Source organism: Salipaludibacillus sp. CUR1, from assembly GCF_021028955.1.
In the GTDB taxonomy this organism is placed as follows: Bacteria; Bacillota; Bacilli; order Bacillales; family Salisediminibacteriaceae; genus Salipaludibacillus.
This window is the reverse complement of record NZ_JAIWPE010000053.1, coordinates 135,249-162,074: the sequence shown is the minus strand read 5'-3', so window position 1 is coordinate 162,074 and position 26,826 is coordinate 135,249. Positions and strand designations below refer to the sequence as shown.

Sequence of the window (26,826 nt, the reverse complement as noted above, 5' to 3'; positions counted from 1 at the left end):
GAAGAGGCATTCAGTTATGTAACTTTTCCTTGGAACGACTGTCCCTAAAAAAAGAAACTTCCACGAATGGAAGCTTCTTTACATGCCTAGCTGGTACCGCTTTTTTCCTTGTAAGCCATCACGCATTTCCGGCAAATGCAATGTTTTCTTTTACTTTCCGGAGGCACCAGTTCAAAAATACCGGCCGGGAAATCGACCTCGTTACACCAGCACGGACCGGGCTCTCGGGCCATACACTTATTTTCTTCCCCGCAAAGCGGACAATACTTATTGGCCAACTGTCTCCCCTCCCTATTAAAGTGTCAGCGCAACTGTTTGCTTAAAGGGCGGAAAACTCGTCAATGAGCTCTTCGAAAAGGCTGAGAGCATTTTCTACCGGTTCCGGACGCGTTAAATCCACACCGGCATTTTTCAATAATTCAATCGGGTAATCAGAACTTCCGCTCTTCAGGAATTCAAGATAATTACGAAGCGTCGTCTCATCTCCACTCAAAATTTTATTAGCAATATCAATCGCTGCCGCGAAGCCTGTAGCGTACTGGTAAACATAAAACGGCCGGTAAAAATGAGGGATTCGCGCCCATCCATACTTCGTTTCTTCCTCTAAGACAAGCGCTTCCCCGTTGTACTCCTGGAATAATGCCTCGTACATTTCACTGAAGGAATCAACGTTTAAAGGCTCACCGTTTTCTGCCCGTTCGTGTGTTTTCTTTTCGAATTCCGCAAACATCACCTGTGTAAAAAAGGTGCCTTTAAACTGGTCAATGAAGTGGTTCAGCAAGTACTTCCGGTACTCTTTGTCTTTTGCATTTTTCAATAAATAATTAATTAACAGCACTTCATTCACCGTGGATGCCACTTCAGCCACAAAAATGGTATAGCCGGCGGTAATCTGCGGCTGGTGCGTATTCGAATAATGGCTGTGCATGGCGTGCCCCATTTCGTGCGCCAGTGTAAACAAGCTGTCCAGGTCGTCTTGATGGTTCAATAACACAAATGGATGGGTGCCGAACAGTCCCATATTATAAGCACCAGACCGTTTCCCCGGTGTTTCCCTGACATCAATGTAGCGGGAATTTTTCATTTCCTTTAAAACGTTTATATAGTCGCTTCCAAGCGGGGCCAATGCTTCTAACATCGTTTCGTAAGCGTCCTCGTAAGAGATGTCTTCTTTTACACCTTTTACTAATGGCACCGCCAAATCATATTGCCTGAGCTCATTGACACCCAGAGTCTCTTTCCGTAACTCAGTATAACGGTACATCGGTTGAAGGTTTTCTTTCGTCGTTTGGATCAGGTTATCGTATACCTCTTTCGGAATCTTCTTTCCGAACAGGGATTTTTCCAAAGCTGAAGGGTAATTTCTCAATTGAGACAACGTCACATTTGTTTTAACTGCAGACGAAAGAGTCGAGGCAATAGAGTTTTTAAGCTGAACATAAGGCTTGTAATACGCTCTGTATGCTTCTTCCCTCTTAGCCCGGTCCTCATCTTCGATTAATTTGGAGTACATCCCTCGGGTAAGCCTTACTTTCTTGCCTTCATCATCCGTTACCTCACCAAACGTCATATCTGCATTGTTAATCATTCCGAAGGTCCGGCTCGGGGAAGACAGGCTTTCTCCCAGACGGGACAGCAGTTCTTCGTTTTCCTTGCTTAACACGTGGTCTTTATAACGATAAGCGTCCAGCAAATCTTTTTTGAAATAATCAAGGCGCGGCTCTTCGTCTATAAAACGCTCCAGTATGCTTTTTTCCAGACTCAAAAGGAAAGGAGTAAAAAACGATGTGGCTGAATTCACTTTCACACCGAGCTGATCTGCCTTTTCAAGTAATGACTGAGCCTGTGTATCTCTCGTATCAATATCGCCGCTTAGCCTGGCGAAAACATAAACATTTTTAAACAGTAATTCCACCACTTCTTCTTTGTGCAAAAATTGATAAAGATCGTTTCCGTTTTCAATTTTTCCATCATATGAGCGAAGTTCTTCGGTTAACTCTTCAATTTTCCGGTAATCCGCTTCCCATTTTTCCACGGAGGTATAAATATCTGCTAAATTCCATTTTTCCGCTTCAGGAACATCGTTTCTTGAATCATAAGTATTCATTTCATATCCCCTCTCGACTGTCGTACGTTTACCATACCAAAAATCAATTTGATTTTGGAGTATTTTTCCTGTTGGAATTTACTTTAGACAGGAAAAAAGCCAGGACGGCGCCTGGCTTTCATAGGCCTGGAAGAAGTGTGGGCGACCACAGCCTTTTTACATTGCAAGGTGGTATTTTAAAAAATTTATGCCGACTTTCCTGTGTTTGCCGGTCTTATCCTTCGGTAAAGTACGGCATTGATTTCAGCGCCAATCACAAGGATCATTCCTATAAGGAAAAACCAAATCATCAGAATCACTACGCCACCTAAGCTCCCATAGGTTTCGGTGTAATTCCCGAAATTGCTGATATAAATCGAAAACCCGAATGACGTCACGAGCCAGGCCACTGTCGCAAACAAAGCTCCTGGCAATACTGATTTAAAAGGAAGTTTAATATTAGGGGCAAAATGATACAGTGCTGACAAAATCGCCGCGATGACAACTATACTCACTGTCCAGCGGAGCACTTGGAAGAGTATTTCTGTCCCGCCTCCCAGGTTCACTATTTCATTAATAAAATTAATAATCACATTCCCGAAAATAGGCAGCAGCAAAGCGACAGCCAAAGCAAGGATCATCCCTAACGTTAAGGCGATGGACAAGAGTCTCGCTTTAATAAACGACCGGTTTTCTTCTACATTGTATGCCTGATTCTGCGCTTTCATAAACGCATTCATAGCTGAGGAAGCGGACCACAGTGTCCCGAGGATCCCTACTGTCAAAAGGCCGCCCCTTTGCTCGGTGATAATACTGACAATCTGGTCTTCAAAAACGGATGCCAATTCTTCCGGCATCACGCCGCTGATCATCTCCATTGCCTGATCCGGATCCAGATTCAAATAGGGCAGAATCGAAAGGATTAAGATAAGCATTGGGATTAAAGACAATAAATAATAATAGGCCTGGGCAGCTCCCAAAAGAGGCACATTATCATTTGAAATTTCCTTCATTAGCGCTTTAGAGTAAGAAATTATCTTTCTCATTATTCTGGCCTCCCATCAGATGTTTTGGTTCTATCCCCTTTATCAGCACTGGTTAACCTTTACTTTGGTTTTTTTAAAAGACGGGAGGGTTATCTTTATGTGGACGAATGGTAAATTTTTCTGCTTACTATTGGGAGGGCCTGGGGATTACATAAGATATGAGAGAATGGCTGTTAATTAATACTTATCGGCGAGTGCAACAATGATTTTGGGAAGTGCAACGATTATCAAGTGAAGTGCAACAATAATTAGAGAGGAAGTGCAACAAATATCCCTCTGCCCTGGCATGACGGAATTTCCTTCGCGCTTGCTTCCAAAAACTCCAATAAAAAAGGATAATTAGCCCTTAGAACGGACTAACTATCCTATTAAAAATTATCTATTCGAGTTTTTCCAGTACAAAATTAGGGGCGTCATCCTGATTAAACCCTAAATAGTGGTACTGATCGCTTCCGCCATCTAAAATTATGACATAATCGCCTTCATAATAATCTCTGCTGACTGCCAACAGCTCTTCAAGTTCATTTTTATCCGAAGTCTTAAAGGAATTTGGCAGATCTTCAGGTTTGCCGCCGGAGTGATACAGTATGTCATCCAGCTCCCTGAAGAACTCAGTTCCTGCAGCACGCACGACCGTGGCTGATGGGATATTTTCAGCAATAACGAGTGACTCGGAATAGTCATTGTCTTTTAGCCAGCCAAGCGTCCGTGTATAATCGCTGGTCAGGAAAATGTATTCATCGTTTTGTCTCTTGGAGGTTTGGAAATACAGTTCACCGATGTGCCGTGCCTCATATTCAATAAGAAGATGGGAAGGCTGTTCGCCGGCATCTTGTTCGAGCAGGCTAATTAATGTATTCAGTTCATCCGGATCAGTAATCCTCTGTTCGCGGCCTTTATAGTTACCGAACACTGAAGCCAAAGCAGGTTCCAAGTCTCTTAATTTAAACACAGGGTCATATGCTTGTTTAAACTCGTTATTATTTCTCAGGTCTTCAGTGACTTCTTTACCAATTGAGTCACTCAGGCTGTACTCTCTTTTTAACGAGCTGCCGTCTTTCAAAGCATAATCAATCGTCAGGGTGTTCCAGCGATAGAATTCCTCATCCTGGTAGTTCTTCAGCTGCCGGTGCAGCTCTGTCACCTGCTCAATTGACAAGTCGCTCGTTAAACGCGGCGGCTCTCCGGCTTCTTCGTACCCATAGGAATAGGAACTGTAAATTGCTACTGAGGATACGTCTTCAGGTGCGGGAATGTTGTTTTCATAGGCTGCACCACCGATATTCACAGGAATCATCAGCAGAATAATTGCTGCCACATATCCGGCGAATCCTTTCCATGGCCATGAAAGCCGAATGGCTTTTTGTAAAATCATCTGGAGCACCGTATAAGCGAAAAATGCGCCTAAAATATAGCCGAACAGTGTCCAGGCAATCCCGCCTTGAAGGGCTTCTGTAAAGTAAAGACCTCCAATCAGCATGGCAAAAAAGGTGAGTCCATAAAGAAAGATTGAGCGGACAACCGGGAAAATGACCGCCTGATCAGACGCTTCTGAAGGACGTTTCATGTAGGCCGCATACGCCGCTATGACAAGCAGCACGGCTATTGCTGCATAAATAATATATTCAATAACAGTAAATGGTTCATTATATAATTCCATGAGCCGGGCAAAGAAGATGCCTTTGGACAGGAGTGTTTCAGTATACGACGTTAAGGCTAACCCGGAGATAAAATATTGAAGGTTAGTGAGCGCCAGAACAATGATCAGGGCAGGGACGATAATTACGATATAGGTTAACGCGCCGTGAAGAAACCCATTTCCCACAATAACGCCAACGGCCATCGTTAAAATAAACAATAAAGCTGCTATCATAAGTGAAAGTCCGGTCCAGGCGAGCACATCAACAAATGAGTAGAATGGCTGTTCCAGAATAAACACCAGGATGCCCAGGACAAGTCCCGTCAGCACAATAGGTGCCAGAAGAGCAATGGCTCCGGCCAGATACGTATTTGTTAAGATGCTTTGCCGGGTAAACGGCAGGCTGTGCATAAAATAAGTGGCCTCTTTTTTAGTTGTGAAATTCAGCAGTACGATTCCGAGAAGAACTGGGAAGATAAAGAAGACTAACAGTTGAAACGGAAAAGAGAATTCACTCAGAGCGTTCAGTTGACTGCCGGCTGTGTAAAAATGAAGGTGGGCGTCCGGACCGAAACGGATCTCCCTGACGAGAATACTGACAGGCAGCATGACAAAAAGCAGCAGCGTCAGCAGGATACTAAACCAGCTGACCGTACGCAACTGGAGTGTGAATAATGCTTTATTCCACAATGAGATTATTGATTTCATAGCCGGCCCCTCCCAACTCATAAATAAAGATTTCTTCCAGTGTCAGCGGAAGGAGGTCAACGACGGCGGGTTGGAATTTCTTAACCTTTGAGAGAATGTCGTCTTTTTCCCCTCTTACAATTAAAAACATCATACTCCCTTTTACTTCGTAATGGAGCACATCCAAGTCTTTAACAAACTGACCCTTTTCGGGAACGCTTGTAAAAGCGAGCTGTAATTTATGAACATCACTTCGAAGCTCGTCGATATCTCTCTCAAACAGCAGTGAACCTTCATGAAGAATCCCGACATAATCACAAAAATCCTCCATTTCCCGAAGGTTATGCGACGATACAATAAGGGTCAGTTCACGCTCTGCCACATCCTGCATAATCAGGTTTTTCATTTGCTGGCGAATGACGGGGTCCAAACCGTCAAAAGGTTCATCAAGAATCATCACATCAGGCATGGCAGACAAGGTGAGAATAAAGGCAGCCTGACGCTGCATTCCTTTCGATAATCGGTTTAACCGTTTCTTTTGGTCCATTCTGAAATGCTTTACCAGCTGATTGTACCTTTTTTCATTCCACCGCTCGTAGACACCTGAGTAGAACTTTGCCATATCGTGCAGGGAAGCTAAATGAAAAAAGTAAGGATGATCAGAAATAAAGAGAACGGTTTGTTTTGTATCCGGACTTTCATAAACGCCCATGCCATTGACAGTCACTTTCCCGTTGTCTGGCTTGTAGACGCCGGCGATTATTTTTAAAAATGTTGATTTACCCGCGCCATTTGATCCGAGCAATCCGTAAATAGATCCTTTGCGGACGGTTAGTGATAAATTGCGGACAGCCTGGAGATCGTCGAATTGTTTATTTACTGTTTCGGCTATAATCACTTTCACTCCCCCTGTTCTTTCTCTTCTATAGTGTTTAACCATTGAATGAGCTCCTCTTTACTGCCTCCTAAAAACAAAAATTCGTTTATCGTTTTCTCGATATCCTGCCGGAGGGAATTAAGTTTATCCTTATTTGAATTTATTTCTAAAGGAGAAACAAAGCTTCCTTTTCCAGGGATCGTATAAATATACCCTTCACTCTCCAATTCGCGGTACGCTTTTTGAATTGTATTTGGATTAACCGTCAATTCCTGTGCGAGACTCCTGACCGACGGCAGCTTTTCATCTTCTTGAAGCACGTTACGAATCATCATCGTTTTTAACTGTTCAATCAGCTGCTCATAAATAGCCACCCGACTCCGCGTATCCACCTTAAACATAACAATCCCCTTTCCATTTATTCCCTTCTAACTGTATTAACTATTATAATACGGGACATACGACATTACCACTACTTTTTTGGAATTTAATGGGGGGTCTGTCCCCTCGCGCGGTGACGCATTACTGCGCGAGGGGACAGACCCCCGCTGCTGTAACGTGGTGCAGTGCTAAGGGCTCATGCGAATGATGAAGACTATTGTCGACTGGGCCAAGGGAATCATGTAAAAATCTCAAAAAGGTAAATTGGGCTTCCTTTTATTCAGGACTTAATATACAATTAACTCGAAATTAAAAAATTCTGAAAGCGAGGTCGAGTCTAATGAAAAAAGCACATGTATACGCCATCAAATTTAATATTTCTTCCCGGTCGACCTCAGCAGAGAGCTGAATGTTGTAACTATGCGCATTTTTTAGAATGTCTTTCAAAAGTTTACTGCACAAGTCGATCACAGGAATGACTTGTGTTTTTTATTACAGATTCTGATATGCGGGTGTATTTGCACTAATGCAGCGCCTTCAGGATATATTTAAAAGCCGCAGGACTTTCCTGCGGCTTTTTTGCATAGGTGTAAAAGGGCGTTAACCCGCCCTTTTATATAAATACTTTTTTCCAAAAGGAGGTGAGAACTTGACTGTCCCAATTTTCACTTACACTATTACAATACAAAAAAGACAAAAACCGAAACCGACCAAACATCAAAGACATCAGCACACGTCTGAAGAAGAATGGTTTCTCAGCAAAATGACGTACTTGTCGCGCTTCTAACTTTTAAAAATGCTGAAGAAGGAGGTCATAAAAGTGTTAACCGCCAAATGAGAGTCTCTTTTTACTGAAAGAAAAATTTTTAAATTAAGTGTTATTTTCAGCAAGAGGTGCATAAGATGAAAACCGGAGTCACACTTCTTAACAAAAAAAAAACGAGGAAAGGATGATGGATGATGATTAAGCGAATGAAGTTTATGGCATGGTTAAATTTGGAGAAGGATAGCGCTTAGCGAAAAAATCGATTAACATACGGAAGGTGAAACAATAATGAAACTCAATATTTTATTTTTTACAATATCAATCGTTAAACGTCCTGAGGAAGACCGCTTACGTGAAGAGCTGCATCTCCAGCGAATCCAGCGGCGCCTTGACGAAGCCAAGACTAAATATATGAATTACTAATAGATCAGGAGGGTGGATCCGGCATGACCGGCCCACCCTCCTTTTTGCTGATGCGAATCCCCCGTACACCCCTGCTCCCCAACCTGGTTAGACACTCCTTTAAAAAGGGTATGTGCTTCAATAATAACCATTAAAAGGGAGTACTAATATGAATGATTTAACAGATTTTATAATGGCAAATACAGTTCTCTATCAGCTCTTCATCGCCTTAGTTGGTGTGCTCCTCATCACTCTTTTAGTCAGGGTGATGAGAAAAAGTCTTCACCGTTACGTTAAAGATCATAGTAACTGGTATAAAACGAGAAAAGCTGTCAATATTTTCGGTGTTGTGCTTGCAGCCGTCTTTCTTGCCATCTTGTACAGTGACATGCTTGGGGGCATTACCGTCATTCTAGGTGTGGCAAGTGCCGGTATCGCCTTCTCTCTGCGGGAAGTGATCGCAAGTATTGCCGGCTGGCTGACTGTCCTTGTTGGCGGAATGTTTAAAACAGGTGATAGAGTCCAGCTTGGCGGGGTGACGGGTGATGTCATTGACCTTGGGGTTCTAAGAACGACAATTATGGAAACCGGCGAGTGGGTTAACGCCGATTTATACAGCGGAAGAATTGTTAAAATAGCGAACAGCTTTGTTTTTACTCAGCCAGTTTACAATTACTCCACTGATTTTCCTTTTTTATGGGATGAAATAACCCTCCCTGTCAAATTCGGAAGTGACTACGAGTTTACACGTGAACTCATTCGTCAAGTAGCTGATGACAACCTGGTCGACAACAGTGAGCAAACGAAGGCACATTGGAATTCAATGGTAAGGAAGTTCCTTATTGAAGACGCGACCACTGACCCTATGATTACCCTCTCCGTTAACGACAACTGGGTAGAATTTACTTTACGCTATATCGTTGAATATAAAAAAAGAAGAGGAACGCAGGATATCCTTTTTACGAATATCCTTAATGAAATTGAAAAAAATTCGGATAAAGTCCAGCTTGCTTCCGCTACCTTCGAATTAGTCAATGCGCCGCCGGTGGATGTGAATGTTAAAAAAGGCGCAGAGTCCGGGAGTTGGCGCTAAGAGTGAAAATGACCTCACATCGAATGATGGCTTTTCAAAGGTGAATAAAGCTTGCCCCCTTGGTGTATTGAAAACTCGCGGGAGGTATTGCGCCAGCAGGGCGGAAATGTGCTTATGAAAGTGGTCTGGATTGCCGTTATTATGCCTATAATTAAAGAAGCCGCCTGCATCAAACAGGCGGCTTCGATTTATGTTGGTTTAACACATTAATCTTCAGCTGTGGAATAAAGATGGTTCATAATATCGCGACGGGAGACAATGCCGGCTAACTTCCCATCGGATTTAACCACTGGAAGTCTTTTAATTTTCTTTTCCACCATGATCGTCGCGGTACGTTCAATCGTGTCATCAGGCTTTATGGTAATGACGTCTTTAGTCATCATGTCCCCTACCCTTTCTGACATCGCCCGCTTTAATTCATCCATAAATTTATTGGGATTATCAAGGTAAATCAAACCGCCGAGCAGCTCCAGAACGGCCGGTGACTTAATATGAGACGCTCGCTTAATTAAGTCGCCTTCGGTTACAATGCCCACAAGCTGATCATTAACATCAATCACAGGTACTCCGCTTAAATTATTTTCATAAAGCAGTTTGGCGCATTGTTCGACTGTACTGTCAACATCAACTGCGATCACATCTTCAGTCATAATATCTTTTGCATACATTGAACCAACCCCCTCTGTTTTTGTAAAAATTCCCTCTCTTACTTCTATTATAAAGTATTTCACTTCCTATTCCTTTCAATACAGTTTTAAGAAAGTGACTAAATACTGACAATCATTTAGAAGTGAAGGTTTTACCTATCTATTAAAACTTTAAATTAAAGACAGAGCTTTCGGTCTTCATAAAATTTCTTTAATTTTTCTCTCTGTTCATCAGTAATAAACTGATCTTTTAACACTAATTCCAAACACTCCTCCCAGGTAATCCACGAGATTCGCTTCGTAAGTTTCTCCAAGTACTCGTCGTTTACCGGATGGCCGTTACTCTCAGAAAGACGCGGAATATCGAACGCAAGCGCCGCAGGATCATTCATATATTGATGCATCTTAAAATAATAAAACCGTTCCCCTGGATATTTTTTGTACCGAGACGGGGTGACAAGAACAAAGTAAAAGTCTTCAACAATATTGTCAACCTCCGCTAAGCCTACATCAATGCACCGGGCAATCTGGTTTCTGTTTGTACAGTGGGCCGTATCACTGGAAATGTCTGCGGTAAATTTAGCTTCAAAAAATACTTTCTTTGGACCGGTACAAAGCACAGCATCGAAGTTCGTTGCCCCTTCGATAGGTTTATCTTTTTTACTAATCTCCCGGGCATATTTTACCGGGTGCTCTGCAGCTTCTTTTTTAAGTACCATTAAAATCTCTTTAGTAGACGACACAGCTTTTTCAAGTTTTAATTCGAAATTTTTACCGGAGTCCTCCCACTCTGTTTGAAAAGTCTGGTTTAAAAGTTTATTCCATAATTCGCCTTCTCCTTTGTTTAATGTGGCAAACGTAAGTAAAGTGAGGATATTTTCATCTTTATGAATCTGCAGTTTATCTCTTACAAGACTGATAGACTTAGGGAGCTCTTTATGGCTGCTCTCATACGCTTTTTCATTGGCCGCCAGTTTTTCAATATGCCTCATTCTTCCTTGCTGATCACGGGAGTACAGGGAAGCTAAATATTTTTCCTCAAAAATGAGATCCATAGAGTCACATCCCTTTCAGAAAATTTTTATATTCAATGAAATACTTGAGTGTGCGCTCATATTCGCCCGTTTTATTAGCATAGGCTTGATTGATTAGCTCTCTCATTCGCGGGGTTATGTGTAATTCTCCATTATAGATCTCTTTTTTTCTCATGTTGCTTAACCGGTTATCGTACTGGCTTGCTGATACCTCATTTATTTCCCTTGTTTTACTAACAAATTTATGTCTGTTAACTAAATAAGCATGAAAGTCCATACCTTCCCCCCTTACTTTTGTGTAGAGTTCCTCCTGAAACTAATATTTTGCGGTATATAAGGATAATTATAGTTGTATCATACCAATAATTGGTTTTTTTTTTATTCTAATATGTTTATCTGCAAAATAATACTAAAAAGGGGTCTGTCCCCCAGCGCTTTAAAGCTGCACCGCACTGGGGGTCAGACCCCTAATCTACTCCTAAACCTGGATTCTGTCATCATTTGAATAGAATGGTATAATCATAGTCAACTATGCCTTCCAGGGTATGGCGTACATACTTTATTTTTTTATACAGCAATCTTTCAGAAAGAGGTCATCGCAGTGGGACAAAAATCAGGTAATACTAAAAAGCATGAGAACCAGCCAGACTGGCTTCAAAGTTATATTAATAACCGTGAAAAACAGCGGTGGCTCTATAAACGAACGTTAATTATCGTTGTTATTTCACAGCTTTTCGGCGGGGCAGGTCTTGCGGCCGGAATCACTGTAGGAGCACTTCTGGCACAGGACATGCTGGGAGCAGAAAGTTTAGCAGGATTGCCGATTGCCTTGTTCACACTTGGATCTGCAGGCGCTGCCCTTGTCGTGGGCCGGCTTTCCCAGCGATTTGGACGCCGGGCAGGTCTTGCCTCTGGGTTCCTTGCCGGTGGGGTTGGGGCGATTGGAGTGATTATTTCAGCTGTCACTGTTAATATTCCGCTCCTTTTTGCCTCTCTTTTAATTTACGGAGCAGGAACGGCTACCAATCTGCAGGCACGGTATGCCGGGACCGACTTGGCAACATCTGCCCAACGTGCCACGGCCGTAAGTATCGCCCTGGTAGCCACAACATTTGGTGCTGTTGCAGGGCCAAACCTTGTTGAAGTGATGGGAAGGTTTGCAGAATCGTTTGGGATTCCTTCGTTAGCAGGGCCTTTTATTCTCGCAGCGGCAGCCTTTATATCTGCAGCGCTGGTTCTTTTAATTTTCCTCCGGCCTGATCCTTTCCTCGTCGCTAAAGCTTTAGCAACAGTTGAAAAAGATCAAAACGGGTCTGAATCAGCGTCGTCCAGCCCGGCTGCAATTAACAAACGGGGCATTGTCGTGGCAGCCACAGTGATGGTCTTGACTCAAATGGTAATGGTAGCCGTCATGACGATGACGCCCGTCCATATGGAACATGCCGGGCACAGTTTAAGTGCTGTAGGAATGGTTATAGGCATTCATATTGCCGCCATGTACCTGCCTTCTCTCGTCACCGGTGTCCTTGTTGACAAGGTTGGCAGGACAAAAATGGCTGTAGCTGCCGGGGTTACGTTGCTGGCTGCAGGTGTTACTGGGGGCGTCGCTCCACCAGAATCAATGACCATGCTCGTCATCGCTCTCGCTTTGTTAGGACTCGGCTGGAACTTCGGCCTCATCAGCGGCACAGCCCTGATCATCGATGCAACCGGACCGGCTGCCCGTGCAAAAACCCAGGGCTCAGTCGATGTCTTAATGGCCCTCTCCGGGGCTGCCGGTGGCGCATTATCCGGCATGGTCGTCGCTGCAAGCAGCTTTACAATCCTCTCTCTTGCCGGCGGCCTTCTTTCACTATTGCTTATTCCCGTGGTCATCTGGTCCACACAGCGCAAAAATTAGTTTTTAATTCTATATAATTTTTAAAACGGTTTGCGATGAAATAGGCGCAAGCCGTTTTGTTTTAAAAAAGGGGTCTGTCCCCCAGCGCTTTAACGTTGCACTGCGCTGGGGGACAGACCCCAAAGTATTAAAGTTTTTGTTCCTTTTTGTAACTTTATAAACACTTTTGTATGTGAGCAGGGTTTTGCTGCTTTCCGAAAGAAATTCATAGAGGGCCACACACAAACTGAGCCGTAAAGAAGAAACTTGAAGGCGGAGACGATGCTGGATGAACAGCTTACCCCCTCCCACCCTTCTACTTTTTGAAAAGAACATTTATTTAATCACTTTGTACCGACGAAACTCTCCCTCTCACCTAAGATCACCAGACAGGCACCAATCTTCTACACTATTTGAGAAAGGGGTTTCCAATGAAAGCTCACCACTTACAATTTGAAAAACTGATCGATATTAATCCCCGGACAGGCACGATCTTTTTTAACCGTGAACGAATTGCCCTGGTCTCTGTAAAAGCTCTTGGAATCCTTCGGAAAGATTTAATCAGGACACTTGGTATGGAGCGGGCCAAGGGGTTTTTAATGAGGTACGGCTGGGCTTGGGGACAGAATGACGGGGAAAGTATTAAAGCAAAATATAACTGGGATAATGTGAGAGAACTGATGCTCGCAGGCCCTGCGCTCCATACACTGGAAGGGGTAGTCAGTGTGGAACCTGACCATCTGGAAATTACCGGCGACTCCCTTCATTTCACCGGATATTGGAGAAACTCTTTCGAAGCAGTGGAACATATACACCATTTCGGTTTGGAAAAGGAGAGTATCTGCTGGACTCTTACCGGTTATGCAAGCGGCTACCTGACAAGCACCTTTGGCAAGGAAGTCATTGTTTATGAGGATAAATGCAGCGGGAAAGGCGATCCCTATTGCAAATTCACAGGTAAAACAAAGGATCTGGACGAAAACAAGTTTAACGAACTTATGAGGTATTACAAAGCTGATTCACTGATCACCGAACTGGACCGCGCCTACCATGAAATCCGTGAAGTCAACAAAAATATAATCGAGTCGGATCAAATACAGCAGAAGCTGACTAATATGTCCCTTGAAGATAAAGATCTTTCTGAAACTATCCGTTATGTGGCAAGTGTGCTCGATAAAAGTATTATTATTGATTATTACAATAAAATCGTTGAAAGTGTTTTTATAACTGATGAACATAGACTCATCTACCGCAGCTGGACCAATGATTTCTCCTATACGGCCGAGCAGCAGAACGGGATCGCCACCTTCCCCATCCGCGCAAACCATGTGAACTTAGGACGGATGGTGGTCGTTAGCCGGGACAAATTAACAAGCAAAGAACAGCTTATTATTAAACGTGCCCTGAGTGTGATGACTATCCAAATGTTCCACCAGTGGAAATTAACCCATACCCTTTGGAAAAAGAAAGAAAACTTTTTTGAAGAAATGCTTCAAAACCCTGATTCCGAAGCTTTTGAAAAACGATCTTACTTATTTAACTTTCACCCTGAATCCCTGAACCGTATGTTATCAGTCAAAGTAAATCCTGACACACAATGCGCTGAAATATTGAAGCTGCTTGATAAAGCTTATGAAGAGAAAGATGTTTTTTCAAAGGGAGCCTACATTCTAATCATTCTATCAGGGGAAGAGGCAGAAGCTCCAAACGCTATTTCAGAAGACATCCACCGGCTGTTGCAAGACAATTTCCCGGCATTGAAATTTTACATTGGCGTGGGACGGAAAGCTGAAAGCCTCCGGATCCTTGCAAAAAGTTATCTGGATGCCTGTAAAATCAGTGATTTTATTCACCTCGCCCACCCTCAATCAAGCCGGATTTCTTATTTTGATAACTTAGAACATGTGATGATGCTTCTTAAAGGCACCGATCAGGAAGAGCTGATTCTTTTTTACCGAAAAATTATTGGAAAGCTTGTTGAATATGACAAGACAAACCAATCAAAGTTTATCATGACGCTTAAATCCTACCTCGACCACAATGGAAATTTACAAGACACAGCGAATGACCTCCACCTGTCGATCGCCGGTCTCCGCTACCGCCTGGAAAGAATTGAAAACATTTGCCATACTGACTTGAAATCCGGCACAGGAAGATTTCAATATCAGCTGGCTATCCAAATTTACTATGCGATTAAAATAGACCACAACCATAAAAAACTTCTGATGTAAAATTACAGGCAGAAAAAAATGTTCATCGCACTCCCGTCCCTTGAAAATAACCTAAAAGAAAAAGCCGACTAAATAAATAGTTGGCTTTTTCCAGTAGCTGGCTGTCTCTTCAAATTACACCAGGTCTACATTACCTCCGTTTTTTATGCATATATTTCAGCCATTTTTTCAGTTTATAGCCAAAGATTACGTAGCCTAATGCAGAGACAATGGTTGTGCCGGCTGATAGTTGTAATATAAGCTGATGATCGGTGTAAATACCAAAGGCAACTCCCCCTAGACCGGCTATAGTCAGTTGAAACATCTGCTTTTTATAATTTTCATATATAGTAAACTGGAAATGCCTTCGCTGCTCGTTCTCCTTAATATCCTCTAATTTCTGCGGCAATTTAAAGAATTCCGTAAAAGAATGTATGATTTTAAACAACGGCTGGGACTGCAGCCAATACCAGAGAAATGACCATTTGTTATTTCCTTGTTTCTGTAACCAGTCTAAAAAGACAGGTTTAAGAATCTCAGCAAGTTCCTTCTCAGTGGCCAGGCCGCGAAGGATCCCTTCCATAGTCACAACGGATCGCCCTAAAAAGACAAACCTTGTCGGGACTTGAATAGGCAGTGCCTGGATCAGATCATTCATTTCCAGTTTTAAAGCCATAATATCCATTTCTTTCAGTTGCTGCGGTTTAAATGACATCAGTTCAGCGAGTAACCGTTCCATCGTGCTGGCATCAGCCTCTGGAAGCAAAAACCCTAAATTCATTAAGCATTCTACTGCCCTCGCATAATTTTTTGAAAGGAGACTTTCAATCAAACCTTGAAACTCTGAAGCATCCCTTTTAGAAATTTCCGCAGTCATTCCAAAATCGAGTAATATTATTTTACCTTCTTTCGAGACGAGGACATTGCCTGTATGCGGGTCAGCATGAAATGTGCCAGGCTCAAGCCACTGTGGCAGAAACAGTTCGATAAGTTTATGGGCCAGCTCTTCCCTGCTAACCTCCAGTTGATCCAAGCCTGACTCATCTGTCAGCCTTATTCCGTCTACCCACTCCATCACAAGCACTCTGGACGTGCTTATGTCCGAATACACATCCGGGATAACCATACTGTCTTCATTTTTAAATCGTTCTTTAAAAAAGAGGAGCGTATTCTTTTCCAAAGAAAAATCAACTTCCCGTTCAATGACTTGCTTCAGTTCTTTAAACAAAACTTTCAAATTGATAAAACCTTTTGGAAGAGGGATAAAATGGTCGGCAAACCAGATTATTATTCCTAAAGTCCTGAAATCCGTGTTTATGATCGATTGAATATTCGGCCGTTGTACTTTAATCGCCACTTCTTTTCCATTTTTTAATACCCCTTTATACACTTCGCCAATGGATGCCGAAGCGACAGCCTTTTGATCGACATAATCAAAGTAATGCTCAATTGGCTCTTCCCACTCCCCTTCAAGTATGTTCTGGATCTCTTCCCAGTCTGATGGCGGGACATTATCTGTCAGATCCTGAATTTGGCTTATAAAACCATGAGGCAGCAGGTCAGCCCGAATACTTAAGAGTTGTCCGATTTTAATAAGTAATCCTTCCAATTCAAATAAGGTATCTCTAAAGCTTTTTCCTATTTTCACCCAGAGCATGTCCCAGTCTTTCTCCGGCTTTTTCCGAAATTTGTACCAGTATATCTGAAGAAAGATCATAAGCGCCATGGATAGGATTTTTACCATTCGACGAAGTTTATTGGTTGTTTTCATGCCGCGTTCACTCTTTTCTATATATGCTTATAAGTTAAACTGGAAAGTCCACTAAGTATGTAGTTTAAGAACCAAGTATTTACAGAGGATTTTTTATCATCTTTTATCATACCACTTTGGTTTATTCAAAGAGCTGCTAATTTGATAAAGGTAAAATAAAAGTCATCACAAATACTGATTAAAAAAGAATGTAACTGAAGAGAACTCCCTGTTATGTGAGCAGAGAGTTCTCTTTTTCTGAGGTGTTATGCCTATTTCGCAGCATTCTTTATAGAGAGCAATTTTTTAAAAAGAGCTGATGAGTGGAAACAATTACTCGCGCTTTTTCTGAAAGGTCGCCTTTTCCTCTTCCTTATAAGTATTTATTAGCAGCTTCATAAAAACATGTGCAGGGAATTCCCTGCACATGCTGATCTCCCATGCAAATCCTATTTGTCGTTCGTTTTATCCTTCTCATATTCCCTTTCCCAGTAGTCCGCATTTTTGATACCAAGTTTACGCGGGTCAAAAACAGGATCGATCCCATTTTTCTTTTGCTGCTCGTAATCTTTCAAGGCTTTTAACGCTGGCCTTGCGAGAAGAAGAATCGCAATCAGGTTGAGCCAGACCATCAGGCCTAACCCGATATCCCCGAGAGCCCATGCTAGATTCGCCGTTTTGACCGCTCCATAGAAAGTGGCTGCAAGCAGGACGACCTTTACTGCAAACATCGGCAGCCTGCTGTTTTTTCCCTTTGTTAAATAAGCAATGTTCGTTTCAGCGATATAGTAATAAGCCATGATGGTAGTAAAGGCGAAGAAGAACAGGGCAACGCCGACAAACCCCGCTCCAAATCCCGGCAGGACAGATTCAATAGCTGCCTGTGTATACCCAGGACCTGCCTCTACCCCGTCGAGATTTTTTGTAAGATACGTGCCGTCCGGTGTCTGAGTATTGTACATGCCGGTAAATAAAATCATGAAAGCAGTCGCAGAACATACGAAGAGTGTATCGATATATACTGAGAATGACTGGACCAGCCCTTGTTTCGCAGGGTGGGACACTTCCGCTGCAGCTGCCGCATGCGGGCCTGTTCCCTGGCCGGCTTCGTTTGAGAAGATCCCCCGTTTAACGCCCCAGGCAATCGCGGCTCCCACAATCCCTCCAAAGGCGGAGTCCAAGCCAAACGCGCTGCTAAAAATTAAAGACAGAACAGCTGGCAGCTCGCCAATATTCATCCCCACAATCACGAGGGACAGAAGAATATAACCGAGCGCCATAAATGGAACAGCATACTGTGCAACCCTGGCGATCCGCTTGACCCCTCCAAAAATAATCGTTCCGATTATAGCCACGAGAATAATGGCGGTAACGGTTGGGCTGATGCCGAAAGCGTTGTCCAAACCTCCTGCGATGGAATTTGACTGGATACCCGGCATTAATAAACTCATGGCCACGAGAGCGGAGAATGCAAACAGAACAGCAAACCATTTCCAGCCTAAGCCCTTTTCAATATAGTAAGCCGGGCCCCCTCGGTACTCTCCATCCTGTTTGACTTTGTAAATCTGAGCCAACGTTGATTCGATGAAGGCGCTTGAGGCACCAATAAAGGCAATCATCCACATCCAGAACACGGCCCCCGGTCCGCCGAATGCGATTGCTGTTGCGGTTCCGGCAATATTACCTGTCCCTACTCTTCCTGATAAAGCAATAGATAATGCCTGAAACGATGAAATTCCTGCTTTAGAGCTTTTGCCTCTAAACATCAAAATAACCATATCTTTAATGTGCCTAACCTGTACAAATCTCGTTAAAATAGAAAAAAGTAATCCAACTCCAAGACAGATATAAATGACCGGCGTACTCCACAAGACCCCATTTAACCCATTAATAACCGCTTCCACCTGTTTCCCCCCTTGAAAGAAAGTTTGTATTTTGTTCATATTTATAATATTCCTTCAAGGGATTAGTAGAATAAAATACTTTTTGATGGAGGCAACTTTAATTGGACTGGAAATGGCGTTGTATAAATAAACTGATTAGATGGTTAAAAATTGGGGGAGATTTTTGATAAGGATGCAGGCGGGCTTGTTTTTAAGAGTATAATTCAGATTATAATAATTCAAATTAGCTGATTGAAAGGGGAAAATCGCCGATTGATTTGATTTTTCGCTGATTGAATCAGATTTTCGCTGATTGAATTTATTTTTCGCCGATTGGACCCCCATTTTCGCTGATAGACACGCTTTTTCGCTGATTCGATCTAATTTTGAACCGTGTAACTTATGCCTTAATCTCATTTAACCCACACTACGAAAAAACAGCTGCCGGTTTGGCAGCTGTTTTGAACTAAAATCTATACGATTCGCTGTAAAAAAATTTAATTTTCTTTCTTACCTTCTTCCTCGAGTTCTCTCATGCCTTCATGCGTTTGTGGAAAACCGTTGTTACCCCAGTCATTTTTATGAATGGCGTCCAGTTGTGTCAGCCCTCTTTCTTCAGGTACCTGATCCGCATCTGCGCTTTCCATTTCATCCAGCTTTTCTTTGTTTTGCATATCCAGGTCTTCACGGAACTTACCTTTTTGTCTCTTTTTATAAGCTGAGGTTGCCAGTATGGCGCCGCCAGCTGAAATTAATGATCCAAAAACAAGTGATTTTCTCATTATATCCCTCCATTTAAATATCTTTCCGCAGTAGTCTATACCCTCTTTTTCATCTTTAAAAAGTATCAATTTGATTACAATTTGTCTAAACTAAGCCGGCCCATAAATTCTAAAGGCTTCTTGGCATTTTTTAAAAGCCTAAAGGGGTTTCCTGCAGCTTCCATCCGCCCATCAAGGAGTCTCTGACTAGCCGGAAACGGAAGGTGTCATCTGTTTCCCGCTTCCCTTTTTCCTTTATTTTAAACTCTGCTTCTATTTCAAATTCAAACGGTTCTTCCACAGAAGGGGTATGCAATTTCATCAGTTTAGCGAATTCAAAATTATTTATATTCACTTCTTTGTTGGCCGGATGAGAAATTAATCTGAATAAATCAGCGTCATTCTGGTTTAAGGCGATAAAATATAATTGCACTATTTCTTTGGCTGGCAGGCTCTTCACAAATTGATTTATTAAACCTCCTGCTTTATGCACCATTACCTGGTGGGAAAGATCTTCATTTCTTGTTGAATGCGTAAGGCTCCCTTTAAAATGAATACAAAAATGGCCCGGGAAACCGTTGCTCAGTGCCCCGCCTCCGTGAGGCATCCCGTGCATCGAAGCTGCTATAATCTGATCCTCACAATGGATTAACACTGCTCGCCTATTCCAGCTCCACTCGTCGTTATAAATCTTTTTCATGATATTTGTATCCTTTTTTGTGATCGGCTGGACATCCGCATGGTTACTGCCTGCTCTTCGTTGAGCATAAAAGCTTAATCCGGTCTCTAAATCAGTGACTTTAAAAGTGGCGTACAGCGGCAGTTCTCCCTCGATCGTCTCCCAATCCACAAGTTTCCCAAAATGTTTTTTATGCAAAGCATTAAAATAGCTATTCAGTTTATTCGCAGTAACGGACGGAAATTGGACTTTTTCTTTTCGCTGAACATCATAAAACTTTCCGAACTCATCCCTTACAAAAGTTCTTATTATACCTCTATCTTCAAATAACAAATAATGATGTAAGTTTGGAAGTTCTGACACTGTCTGTAATGGTTCAGTATTAGTAATGGAATCAAATAACTGATCCGATGCCATAACCAGGTCAGACTGAAACACGGATTCCCCGGAGGACTTCACCACCAGCATCAACCTCCCTGCAGAATCATCTGCTGCTGACGGTAAGGGCTGTACTAAAAAAAACAATAATATAAATAACATAACGGCTTTATTCATTGATTTTCCCACCTATATTTCATTTCGACTACATACATAACTATTTGCATTTTTCCAAACCATAAACTTACAAATATATGGCAGCTAAATGAAACAACTGCCTGCAGCCACTTTTTAAGCTTACTCGTTCAGCTTTTTCCACTAAAAAACGACTTTCATATAGAAAGTCGCCTGATTCATAAACATTTAAATATTAAGGTGAAAAGCATGTCACCTTTAAATCAATACGTGTGCATCACCCATTTGCCTATGTCTTCAAAACCAAGTTTTTTATAAATTGTCCCTGCCTCCGGGTTGTCGTAAAAAAGGCAGAGATACTTTCCTTCCTCAAGCAGCTCAGCGCACAGCCTCATCATACAGGCCGTTGCGTACCCTTTTTTCTTATAGGCGTCGAGCGTGCAGACGCCTATGACCATCGCTGACATACTGTTTTCAGCTGTTGTCATAGCTGAAGAGACCATTTGATTTCCATCTTCTATATAGTAACAGCGGGAAACGCCTTCTTCCATGTTCCGGATCAGCCCGTCAGCCCTGTCATCCTGTTTATCGAATTCAGGAATTTGGCTGTATAACTTAATAACCTTTGGAACGTCTTCAACAGCAGCCTGCTTAATTTCAACATCCGGAACGTTCATTTCTTGAAGAGCCTCACATTTAGCGTAAAATAACTCTTTTAATTTCACCGGCTTAACTGGCATGTGAGCCAATACCTGATTCACAATACCGGCGATTCCGGAAATCATTTTACCTGGCTGTTTGTCGCGGGCAATTAATGCCGCAAATCCTGCAGCATCGTATTCCCCCGGCGCATAAATGATATAATTTTCACGGTATCTCAGCATCACCGCTTTAAATTTTCCAGTTGGGTCGATGTCCGCCCATAAATCCTGAAACTTTTCATTAAAACCAAAAGCTTCCACGTCTCCGATAATAAACAGGTTTTCGGCCGGTTTTTCCTTTACAAACAACAGGCACTGGTCACGGTCTTTTTCATTTAGTTCACGAATCATTGATGTTTCCCCTTTTCTACGATTCCAATTATGTTTTTCTTTTTTTTGGATTGTTATAATATTCGTTGAGTAAAAAGGCAGAAATTACGGCAATTGAACCTATTATAAAAACTGCTGGGCTCTCAAAATATCGTCCCAATAAAATAATTAACATACCCAGCAACACGATAATAAAGTGCAAAAGTCTATAACGGCTCATAAAGCAGTTCCTTTCTAAAATCCTGTCTTAAAGGCCTTTAAATAGAAATACCATGTAAGTTTACTATCACCTATCTTTTCACCAATCTCCTCAATCAATCACTTCGAAATTGTACTCATTAATGACACGGTTAACAATTTGCCTTAGCTCAGTATCTCTTGAGTGATACGGTATTTCCACTTCCTCCCCCGTTTTGGTTATGAAAGTATAAGCTTCTACAGCTGCAACACTGCTATTATCCGGAGAGGTATAAGTCCGCTTTACTGTTGTAATATCGTCCCACAAAAAACCAGACTCCGAAAAACTGGCGAGATCATTATAATAAATACCTTGATCATCCATATAGTAGTAATTTGAAACGCCAAGGGCAAACAGCGGCAGACAAAGCATTAGACTTAACCCGTAAACCCATACAAAACGAATTGTTTTTTCCCGTTTTTCAACCCAGACTTTAATACTTAAAAACGCTATAAGAACAAGCGGCACCCAGAGCATGCCCGCACCAAAAATAATATAGGCTGAAGCAGGAGTGGAAAAGATCCAATGGGACCTTGAAAAAAAGAATATATCCTGAAGAAGCATGACAAATACAATTGGCAGTATAAATGCAGAGATAATCATTAGTACGCTTGTAACGATCACCACTTTTCCCAGCTCATGATTATCCGCCTCTCTGATTGATGGCAGTTTCATAAAATCCCCTCCAATTTACCTTATTTAGTATTAAACCACTGTTTACCCTATGTAATATTTGCGGTACTTCCCTAAGCCTTTCTATATAAATTGGATATCTCTCTCCTCCTCTTTCATAAAAAAAGAATTTAATTTAGTTACGTTATTTAACTGGAAAAAGTTTCAAAATTGTTAGATTTTTTTGTTATTTTAGCTGTTAGTTGATAATTAGTCACGTTTCGCTTGTTGAACTTCTTCTGCACGTCTTTCTCTAGTGGTCTGTAGGTTGAAGCAGCTCACTGTGTTTTCTTTACCCCAGATGCATTGAAACTTTCAGGATCAATAATTTATTTTTACTGAGATTGTATATAAAGGAATTCATATTTATTTATTGAACTAACTTAGCAGGGCTACTTTCGATATAGAAATAGACAGAATAGTAAAATTGGGGGAAATATAACAAATCAATCAGATTCATCCTTGAAACCACCTAATTATTTCTTCATAAAAGGCGGGTACTTCATAAAATTATACTTTCATATAAGGAGCGGATGACCGATTTTAAATTATTGATAATTTGGAACATAGTTATTTTAGAACATTTTAAGATGGTGCCCTCCTTTTAGCCACCTAGAACACTTGAGAAAGGCTAAGAATACTAAACGAAAATAAATGCATATCGTGTTAAAATACACTACGCTAAAGCCGTCAAGATAACGGCCAGCCCGTTAAATATTCCGTGAATAATCATGGCGGGGAAAACAGAATTTGTTTTCTCATATGTCCAGGCAAAAATAATCCCTGAGATAAAATTTACAGGCAGGGTGTTATAGGTCGGTATGTGTACAAGAGTAAAAATAGTGGAGCTGCTGACGATTCCGGCAGCCCCCCCCCATTTTGAACGAAACCATTTATAAAGGAAGCCCCGGTAAAAAATTTCTTCATATACGGGTGAGATAATCGCCGCGGACACAAAAGCAAAGAGAAAACTTATCCAAGTCATGTTTGCGTGAAGGGCCTCCGTTTTCTCATTTTCCCACCCGATATTAAACCTTTCCATCATGAACAGTACTATTACGCTTGCTCCAATTAATAAGAGGGTCCAAATTCCGATCCATTTCCAGTATCCTGAATGGAACGGTCTGATGCCTACAGCTTTCCATGATAATCTTTGAGGTCTTAACGCAACCAAGTATAAAGCCAGCATAAACACTCCCGCCATGACGAATCCAGTTAATGTTCCTGAATACAAACTGTCTTGAAATACGCTGTAGAGGATGCCATGTAACATATATTCAATAAAAACTGGAACAAAAATAAAAGTAACTATAAGTAACAGACTAACTTCTTTCCACGACCACCATAAATTATGGGTTTGCTTTGATTTGTTGTACATAACCATTCCTCCAGACCAGTTAAGTAATACATAGATTACTTTATATGGTTACGCAACGTCACCTGCAACCCTTTTTCAGGAGGAGAAAAATGAATAGTTATTACTCTACCGGAGATGTCTCTAAAAAGTTGAACATATCACTTAGGACGCTGCGTTATTACGATCAAATAGGACTAGTTAAACCTACAGCCAAAAATGACAGCGGGAAGCGTTATTATTCTGAAAGTGATATGCTTGAACTTGAAAAAATCGTCATGTTAAAAGAAACGTCAATGGCTCTCAAAGATATTAAAGCAATATTAGATCAGGTCACCATTAAACAAGTACTTACATTACATAAACAACAGCTTGAAACTAATTTACAAAAGCAGCAGCTCTCGCTAAATCATACAAACACGCTACTCAACATTTTAAAACTTGAAGGTCACCTTTATTGGGATCAGCTTCTGCCTTTATTTTCTAAAAAAGAAGATAAAAATAATAAAAAAAACAGAGATGAGTTATGGTCTCAGCTGTTCAAGGAAGAGGAAGAAGCACTTTTAACGTCCCAGCTTCCTAAAATGGAAGATGATAATGAACAAATTTTAAAATGGATAAATGTAATTAAACGGATTGAAATATGTTTAAAACATGATAAAGGGCCGGACTCTGAAGAAGGTCAGTTAATAGCTGAGGATATACTCTTTTTATCTAAAGAGACTTTTAACGGCAACCAGCAATTAGCTAATAAATTTTGGGAAATCAGGAAGTCCGAAACAGGCTCTTCCAAAGCGCATTTGTACCCGTTAAATAAAGCAGTCATTACTTTCATTGAGTCAGCGGTTAATTTTTTGGAGGGAAGCGAGGATAAAAAATAAAAAGCTGAGCTGAAGGAAACCTTCAGCTCAGTTGTTATGACATATTTATCTTACTTCAAGCGTATGACAACATTCGAGAGGCCTTTATTATTTGTGGAGACTCCAATTCCTCCCCCACTGCCTTCCTGAATAATTTCAAAAATAATTTTGTTTTTTACATCAGCTGTCTGGATTTTATAAAGTTTCTCAGAACCAGGTCCGAGATTATCTTTTTTCATTTGTTTATCTTCAGCAAAAACTAGTAAAGGTGTCTTATTTTCGGATTCTTTATCATACGCATTAACTGCAAATTGGCGGCTATTTTGTTCATTGCTGTTTACTACTTTTACAAAAACTTCTTCGTTTCTTGCCGGAACAGTACAACGTGATACGTTCCTTTTGCCCATACAATCTCCTCCAATAAATTAGTTAATGATTATTTCTTATTTTTATTTAATGATTCAATAGCTTCCATTACAGCTTTGCGGGTATTCTCTTCACCTTTAGATGCCATTAAATTCATTGTGTTAGTAAGCGTCGCCATAAGGCTTTCCGTATTCTGGCCACCTTTAAGAGCTTCCAGTAAAGTCAGTGTAGATAAAGCTGTTGCAAGTGATCCTAACGCCCCGTTATCGCAGCCTCCAACGTTAATGATAATATTATCACCCGTGCTAATATCATTGTTGTCAAATCTGGCATCAGCAGTGGCTTCAGCATCTGATTCAGATTCTGCAGTTGCGTCAGCATCCGCATCTGCGTCCGCATCGGCGTCAGCATCCGCATCCGCATCTGCGTCCGCATCCGCGTCAGCGTCGGCATTGGCTTCAGCATTCGCGTCAGCGTCGGCATCGGCTTCGGCGTCGGCCTGAGCGTCAGCGTCGGCGTCGGCATCCGCGTCGGCTTCGGCCTGAGCGTCCGCGTCGGCGTCGGCATCTGCATCTGAATCTGCTTGCGCGTCCGCATCGGCATCCGCTTCAGCGTCTGCATCTGCATCAGCATCTGAATCCGCTGTCGCATCGGCGTCAGCATCCGCATCTGCATCGGCTTCGGCGTCGGCCTGAGCATCTGCATCCGCGTCAGCGTCAGCTTCAGCATCTGAATCTGCTGTCGCTTCAGCATCCGCAGTAGCATCGGCATCCGCGTCAGCATCTGCTTCAGCATCAGCATCGGCGTCGGCATCTGCATCTGAATCTGCTTGCGCGTCCGCATCGGCATCTGCATCTGCATCCGCATCGGCGTCTGATCTGGCATCGGCGTTAGCATCCGCATCGGCATCGGCTTCGGCGTCGGCCTGAGCATCTGCATCCGCGTCAGCGTCAGCTTCAGCATCCGCATCGGCATCCGCATCCGCGTCAGCATCTGCATCAGCGTCGGCATCCGCATCGGCGTCGGCATCCGCTTCAGCGTCGGCGTCGGCATCGGCCTGGGCATCTGCGTCAGCTTCAGCGTCAGCATCAGCTTCAGCATCCGCGTCAGCATCCGCATCTGCGTCTGATCTGGCATCGGCGTTAGCATCCGCATCGGCGTCCGCATCTGAATCTGCTTGCGCGTCAGCGTCGGCGTCCGCATCGGCATCTGCATCTGCATCAGCATCTGCGTCTGATCTGGCATCGGCGTCCGCATCCGCGTCAGCATCGGCTTCGGCGTCGGCATCCGCGTCCGCGTCGGCATCGGCCTGAGCATCCGCGTCGGCATCCGCATCCGCTTCAGCGTCAGCGTCGGCGTCCGCATCGGCATCTGCATCAGCATCTGCGTCTGATCTGGCATCGGCGTCCGCATCCGCGTCAGCATCGGCTTCGGCGTCGGCATCAGCGTCGGCATCCGCATCGGCGTCGGCATCAGCATCTGAATCTGCTTGCGCATCCGCAGTAGCATCGGCATCCGCGTCAGCGTCAGCGTCAGCTTCAGCATCCGCATCAGCATCGGCATCCGCCTCAGCGTCGGCATTGGCTTCAGCATTCGCGTCGGCTTCAGCATCAGCATCAGCATCCGCATCTGCGTCGGCATCTGCATCCGCATCGGCGTCCGCATCGGCGTCAGCATCTGCATCGGCTTCTGCTCTTGCCTCGGCAGTGACATCTATGTCTATATCAGCTCTTACCTCCGCCTCAAATTCGGTATCAACTTCCACCTGTAAATGTTTTATTAGATCCTCCAAGTAATTAATTTTCGAAGTGAGCCTCTTTTTTCTTTTTTTGTCATTGGCGTGATTAATCCCTTTTTTCTCTAACTGGTCCAGCTTAGATTCAAGTTTGTTCTTTCTGTCGTTCAGTCTTTCTAGTCTTGTATTATTGGAACTCCCATTATCGTTTCTCAATAATCTTCCTCCTTTCCAAAT

General features: G+C 42.6%; 24 protein-coding genes. 6 read left to right on the top strand and 18 right to left on the bottom strand.

Annotated elements, in window-relative coordinates; translation table 11 throughout:
- Window positions 1–86: 86 nt before the first annotated feature.
- The 6 genes from K8O68_RS11145 to K8O68_RS11120 all read right to left on the bottom strand — a co-directional run bounded on the left by K8O68_RS11145 (window position 87) and on the right by K8O68_RS11120 (window position 6,736).
- Window positions 87–278, bottom strand: coding sequence for a cysteine-rich CWC family protein (locus K8O68_RS11145; RefSeq protein WP_255717160.1), 192 nt, complete (start codon window positions 276–278; stop codon window positions 87–89).
- Window positions 279–319: 41 nt separating this feature from the next.
- Window positions 320–2,107, bottom strand: a complete 1,788-nt coding sequence (gene pepF, locus K8O68_RS11140) for an oligoendopeptidase F (RefSeq protein ID WP_230896960.1) — start codon at window positions 2,105–2,107, stop codon at window positions 320–322.
- Between the two features lie 185 nt (window positions 2,108–2,292).
- On the bottom strand, window positions 2,293–3,132 hold the full coding sequence (locus K8O68_RS11135) for a YihY/virulence factor BrkB family protein (protein WP_230896959.1): 840 nt from the start codon (window positions 3,130–3,132) through the stop codon (window positions 2,293–2,295).
- Between the two features lie 379 nt (window positions 3,133–3,511).
- Window positions 3,512–5,479: a hypothetical protein gene (locus K8O68_RS11130; RefSeq protein WP_230896958.1), complete on the bottom strand. Its 1,968-nt coding sequence runs from the start codon at window positions 5,477–5,479 to the stop codon at window positions 3,512–3,514.
- Window positions 5,451–6,356, bottom strand: a complete 906-nt coding sequence (locus tag K8O68_RS11125; RefSeq protein ID WP_370640520.1) for an ABC transporter ATP-binding protein — start codon at window positions 6,354–6,356, stop codon at window positions 5,451–5,453. Before K8O68_RS11125 ends, K8O68_RS11130 begins: the two co-directional genes overlap by 29 nt.
- Window positions 6,357–6,358: 2 nt before the next feature.
- Entirely contained in the window at window positions 6,359–6,736 is a 378-nt protein-coding gene (locus K8O68_RS11120; RefSeq protein ID WP_230896956.1) for a GntR family transcriptional regulator, read from the bottom strand.
- 1,034 nt (window positions 6,737–7,770) lie between these two features.
- On the opposite strand from K8O68_RS11120, the gene K8O68_RS11115 reads away from it, so the two are divergent.
- The 3 genes from K8O68_RS11115 (at window position 7,771) to K8O68_RS11105 (ending at window position 9,187) form a co-directional block, all read left to right on the top strand.
- The gene (locus tag K8O68_RS11115; protein WP_230896955.1) at window positions 7,771–7,905 is read left to right on the top strand and encodes a YrzI family small protein; all 135 of its coding nucleotides are present in this window, start codon (window positions 7,771–7,773) and stop codon (window positions 7,903–7,905) included.
- 148 nt (window positions 7,906–8,053) lie between these two features.
- Window positions 8,054–8,977 carry a mechanosensitive ion channel family protein gene (locus K8O68_RS11110; protein WP_230896954.1) on the top strand — a complete coding sequence of 308 codons (924 nt, stop codon included), beginning with the start codon at window positions 8,054–8,056 and terminating at the stop codon, window positions 8,975–8,977.
- Window positions 8,978–9,028: 51 nt separating this feature from the next.
- Window positions 9,029–9,187 (top strand): hypothetical protein, encoded by a 159-nt coding sequence (locus K8O68_RS11105; protein WP_230896953.1) that lies wholly within the window; start codon window positions 9,029–9,031, stop codon window positions 9,185–9,187.
- On the opposite strand, the gene K8O68_RS11100 is transcribed toward K8O68_RS11105, so the two are convergent.
- The 3 genes from K8O68_RS11100 to K8O68_RS11090 form a co-directional block, all read right to left on the bottom strand.
- Window positions 9,184–9,645: a CBS domain-containing protein gene (locus K8O68_RS11100; protein ID WP_230896952.1), complete on the bottom strand. Its 462-nt coding sequence runs from the start codon at window positions 9,643–9,645 to the stop codon at window positions 9,184–9,186. The genes K8O68_RS11105 and K8O68_RS11100 overlap by 4 nt on opposite strands.
- Before the next feature lie 155 nt (window positions 9,646–9,800).
- On the bottom strand, window positions 9,801–10,679 hold the full coding sequence (locus K8O68_RS11095; protein WP_230896951.1) for a hypothetical protein: 879 nt from the start codon (window positions 10,677–10,679) through the stop codon (window positions 9,801–9,803).
- Between the two features lie 4 nt (window positions 10,680–10,683).
- Entirely contained in the window at window positions 10,684–10,935 is a 252-nt protein-coding gene (locus K8O68_RS11090; protein WP_230896950.1) for a hypothetical protein, read from the bottom strand.
- Window positions 10,936–11,259: 324 nt separating this feature from the next.
- On the opposite strand from K8O68_RS11090, the gene K8O68_RS11085 reads away from it, so the two are divergent.
- Window positions 11,260–12,558 carry an MFS transporter gene (locus K8O68_RS11085; protein ID WP_230896949.1) on the top strand — a complete coding sequence of 433 codons (1,299 nt, stop codon included), beginning with the start codon at window positions 11,260–11,262 and terminating at the stop codon, window positions 12,556–12,558.
- A 410-nt stretch (window positions 12,559–12,968) separates the two neighbouring features.
- The gene (locus K8O68_RS11080; protein WP_230896948.1) at window positions 12,969–14,768 is read left to right on the top strand and encodes a XylR N-terminal domain-containing protein; all 1,800 of its coding nucleotides are present in this window, start codon (window positions 12,969–12,971) and stop codon (window positions 14,766–14,768) included.
- A 130-nt stretch (window positions 14,769–14,898) separates the two neighbouring features.
- Here K8O68_RS11080 and K8O68_RS11075 read toward each other — a convergent pair whose 3' ends face one another.
- The 7 genes from K8O68_RS11075 to K8O68_RS11045 all read right to left on the bottom strand — a co-directional run bounded on the left by K8O68_RS11075 (window position 14,899) and on the right by K8O68_RS11045 (window position 23,652).
- Window positions 14,899–16,518: an ABC1 kinase family protein gene (locus K8O68_RS11075; protein ID WP_230896947.1), complete on the bottom strand. Its 1,620-nt coding sequence runs from the start codon at window positions 16,516–16,518 to the stop codon at window positions 14,899–14,901.
- 428 nt (window positions 16,519–16,946) lie between these two features.
- Window positions 16,947–18,440, bottom strand: coding sequence for an alanine/glycine:cation symporter family protein (locus K8O68_RS11070; protein ID WP_230896946.1), 1,494 nt, complete (start codon window positions 18,438–18,440; stop codon window positions 16,947–16,949).
- Between the two features lie 437 nt (window positions 18,441–18,877).
- The gene (locus tag K8O68_RS11065) at window positions 18,878–19,162 is read right to left on the bottom strand and encodes a hypothetical protein (protein ID WP_230896945.1); all 285 of its coding nucleotides are present in this window, start codon (window positions 19,160–19,162) and stop codon (window positions 18,878–18,880) included.
- Window positions 19,163–19,292: 130 nt separating this feature from the next.
- Window positions 19,293–20,375 (bottom strand): hypothetical protein, encoded by a 1,083-nt coding sequence (locus K8O68_RS11060; RefSeq protein WP_230896944.1) that lies wholly within the window; start codon window positions 20,373–20,375, stop codon window positions 19,293–19,295.
- Between the two features lie 221 nt (window positions 20,376–20,596).
- Window positions 20,597–21,385: a GNAT family N-acetyltransferase gene (locus tag K8O68_RS11055; protein WP_230896943.1), complete on the bottom strand. Its 789-nt coding sequence runs from the start codon at window positions 21,383–21,385 to the stop codon at window positions 20,597–20,599.
- A 289-nt stretch (window positions 21,386–21,674) separates the two neighbouring features.
- Window positions 21,675–22,277 (bottom strand): hypothetical protein, encoded by a 603-nt coding sequence (locus tag K8O68_RS11050; RefSeq protein ID WP_230896942.1) that lies wholly within the window; start codon window positions 22,275–22,277, stop codon window positions 21,675–21,677.
- Between the two features lie 673 nt (window positions 22,278–22,950).
- On the bottom strand, window positions 22,951–23,652 hold the full coding sequence (locus K8O68_RS11045; protein ID WP_230896941.1) for a CPBP family intramembrane glutamic endopeptidase: 702 nt from the start codon (window positions 23,650–23,652) through the stop codon (window positions 22,951–22,953).
- A gap of 89 nt (window positions 23,653–23,741) precedes the next feature.
- On the opposite strand from K8O68_RS11045, the gene K8O68_RS11040 reads away from it, so the two are divergent.
- A complete protein-coding gene (locus K8O68_RS11040) occupies window positions 23,742–24,509 on the top strand; it encodes a MerR family transcriptional regulator (protein ID WP_230896940.1) in 768 nt (255 codons plus the stop codon).
- Between the two features lie 50 nt (window positions 24,510–24,559).
- Here the strand turns inward: K8O68_RS11040 and K8O68_RS11035 are convergent, their stop codons facing one another.
- Both K8O68_RS11035 and K8O68_RS11030 read right to left on the bottom strand, forming a co-directional pair.
- The gene (locus tag K8O68_RS11035) at window positions 24,560–24,895 is read right to left on the bottom strand and encodes a hypothetical protein (RefSeq protein WP_230896939.1); all 336 of its coding nucleotides are present in this window, start codon (window positions 24,893–24,895) and stop codon (window positions 24,560–24,562) included.
- A gap of 29 nt (window positions 24,896–24,924) precedes the next feature.
- Window positions 24,925–26,805 carry a hypothetical protein gene (locus K8O68_RS11030; protein ID WP_230896938.1) on the bottom strand — a complete coding sequence of 627 codons (1,881 nt, stop codon included), beginning with the start codon at window positions 26,803–26,805 and terminating at the stop codon, window positions 24,925–24,927.
- Window positions 26,806–26,826: the final 21 nt, after the last annotated feature.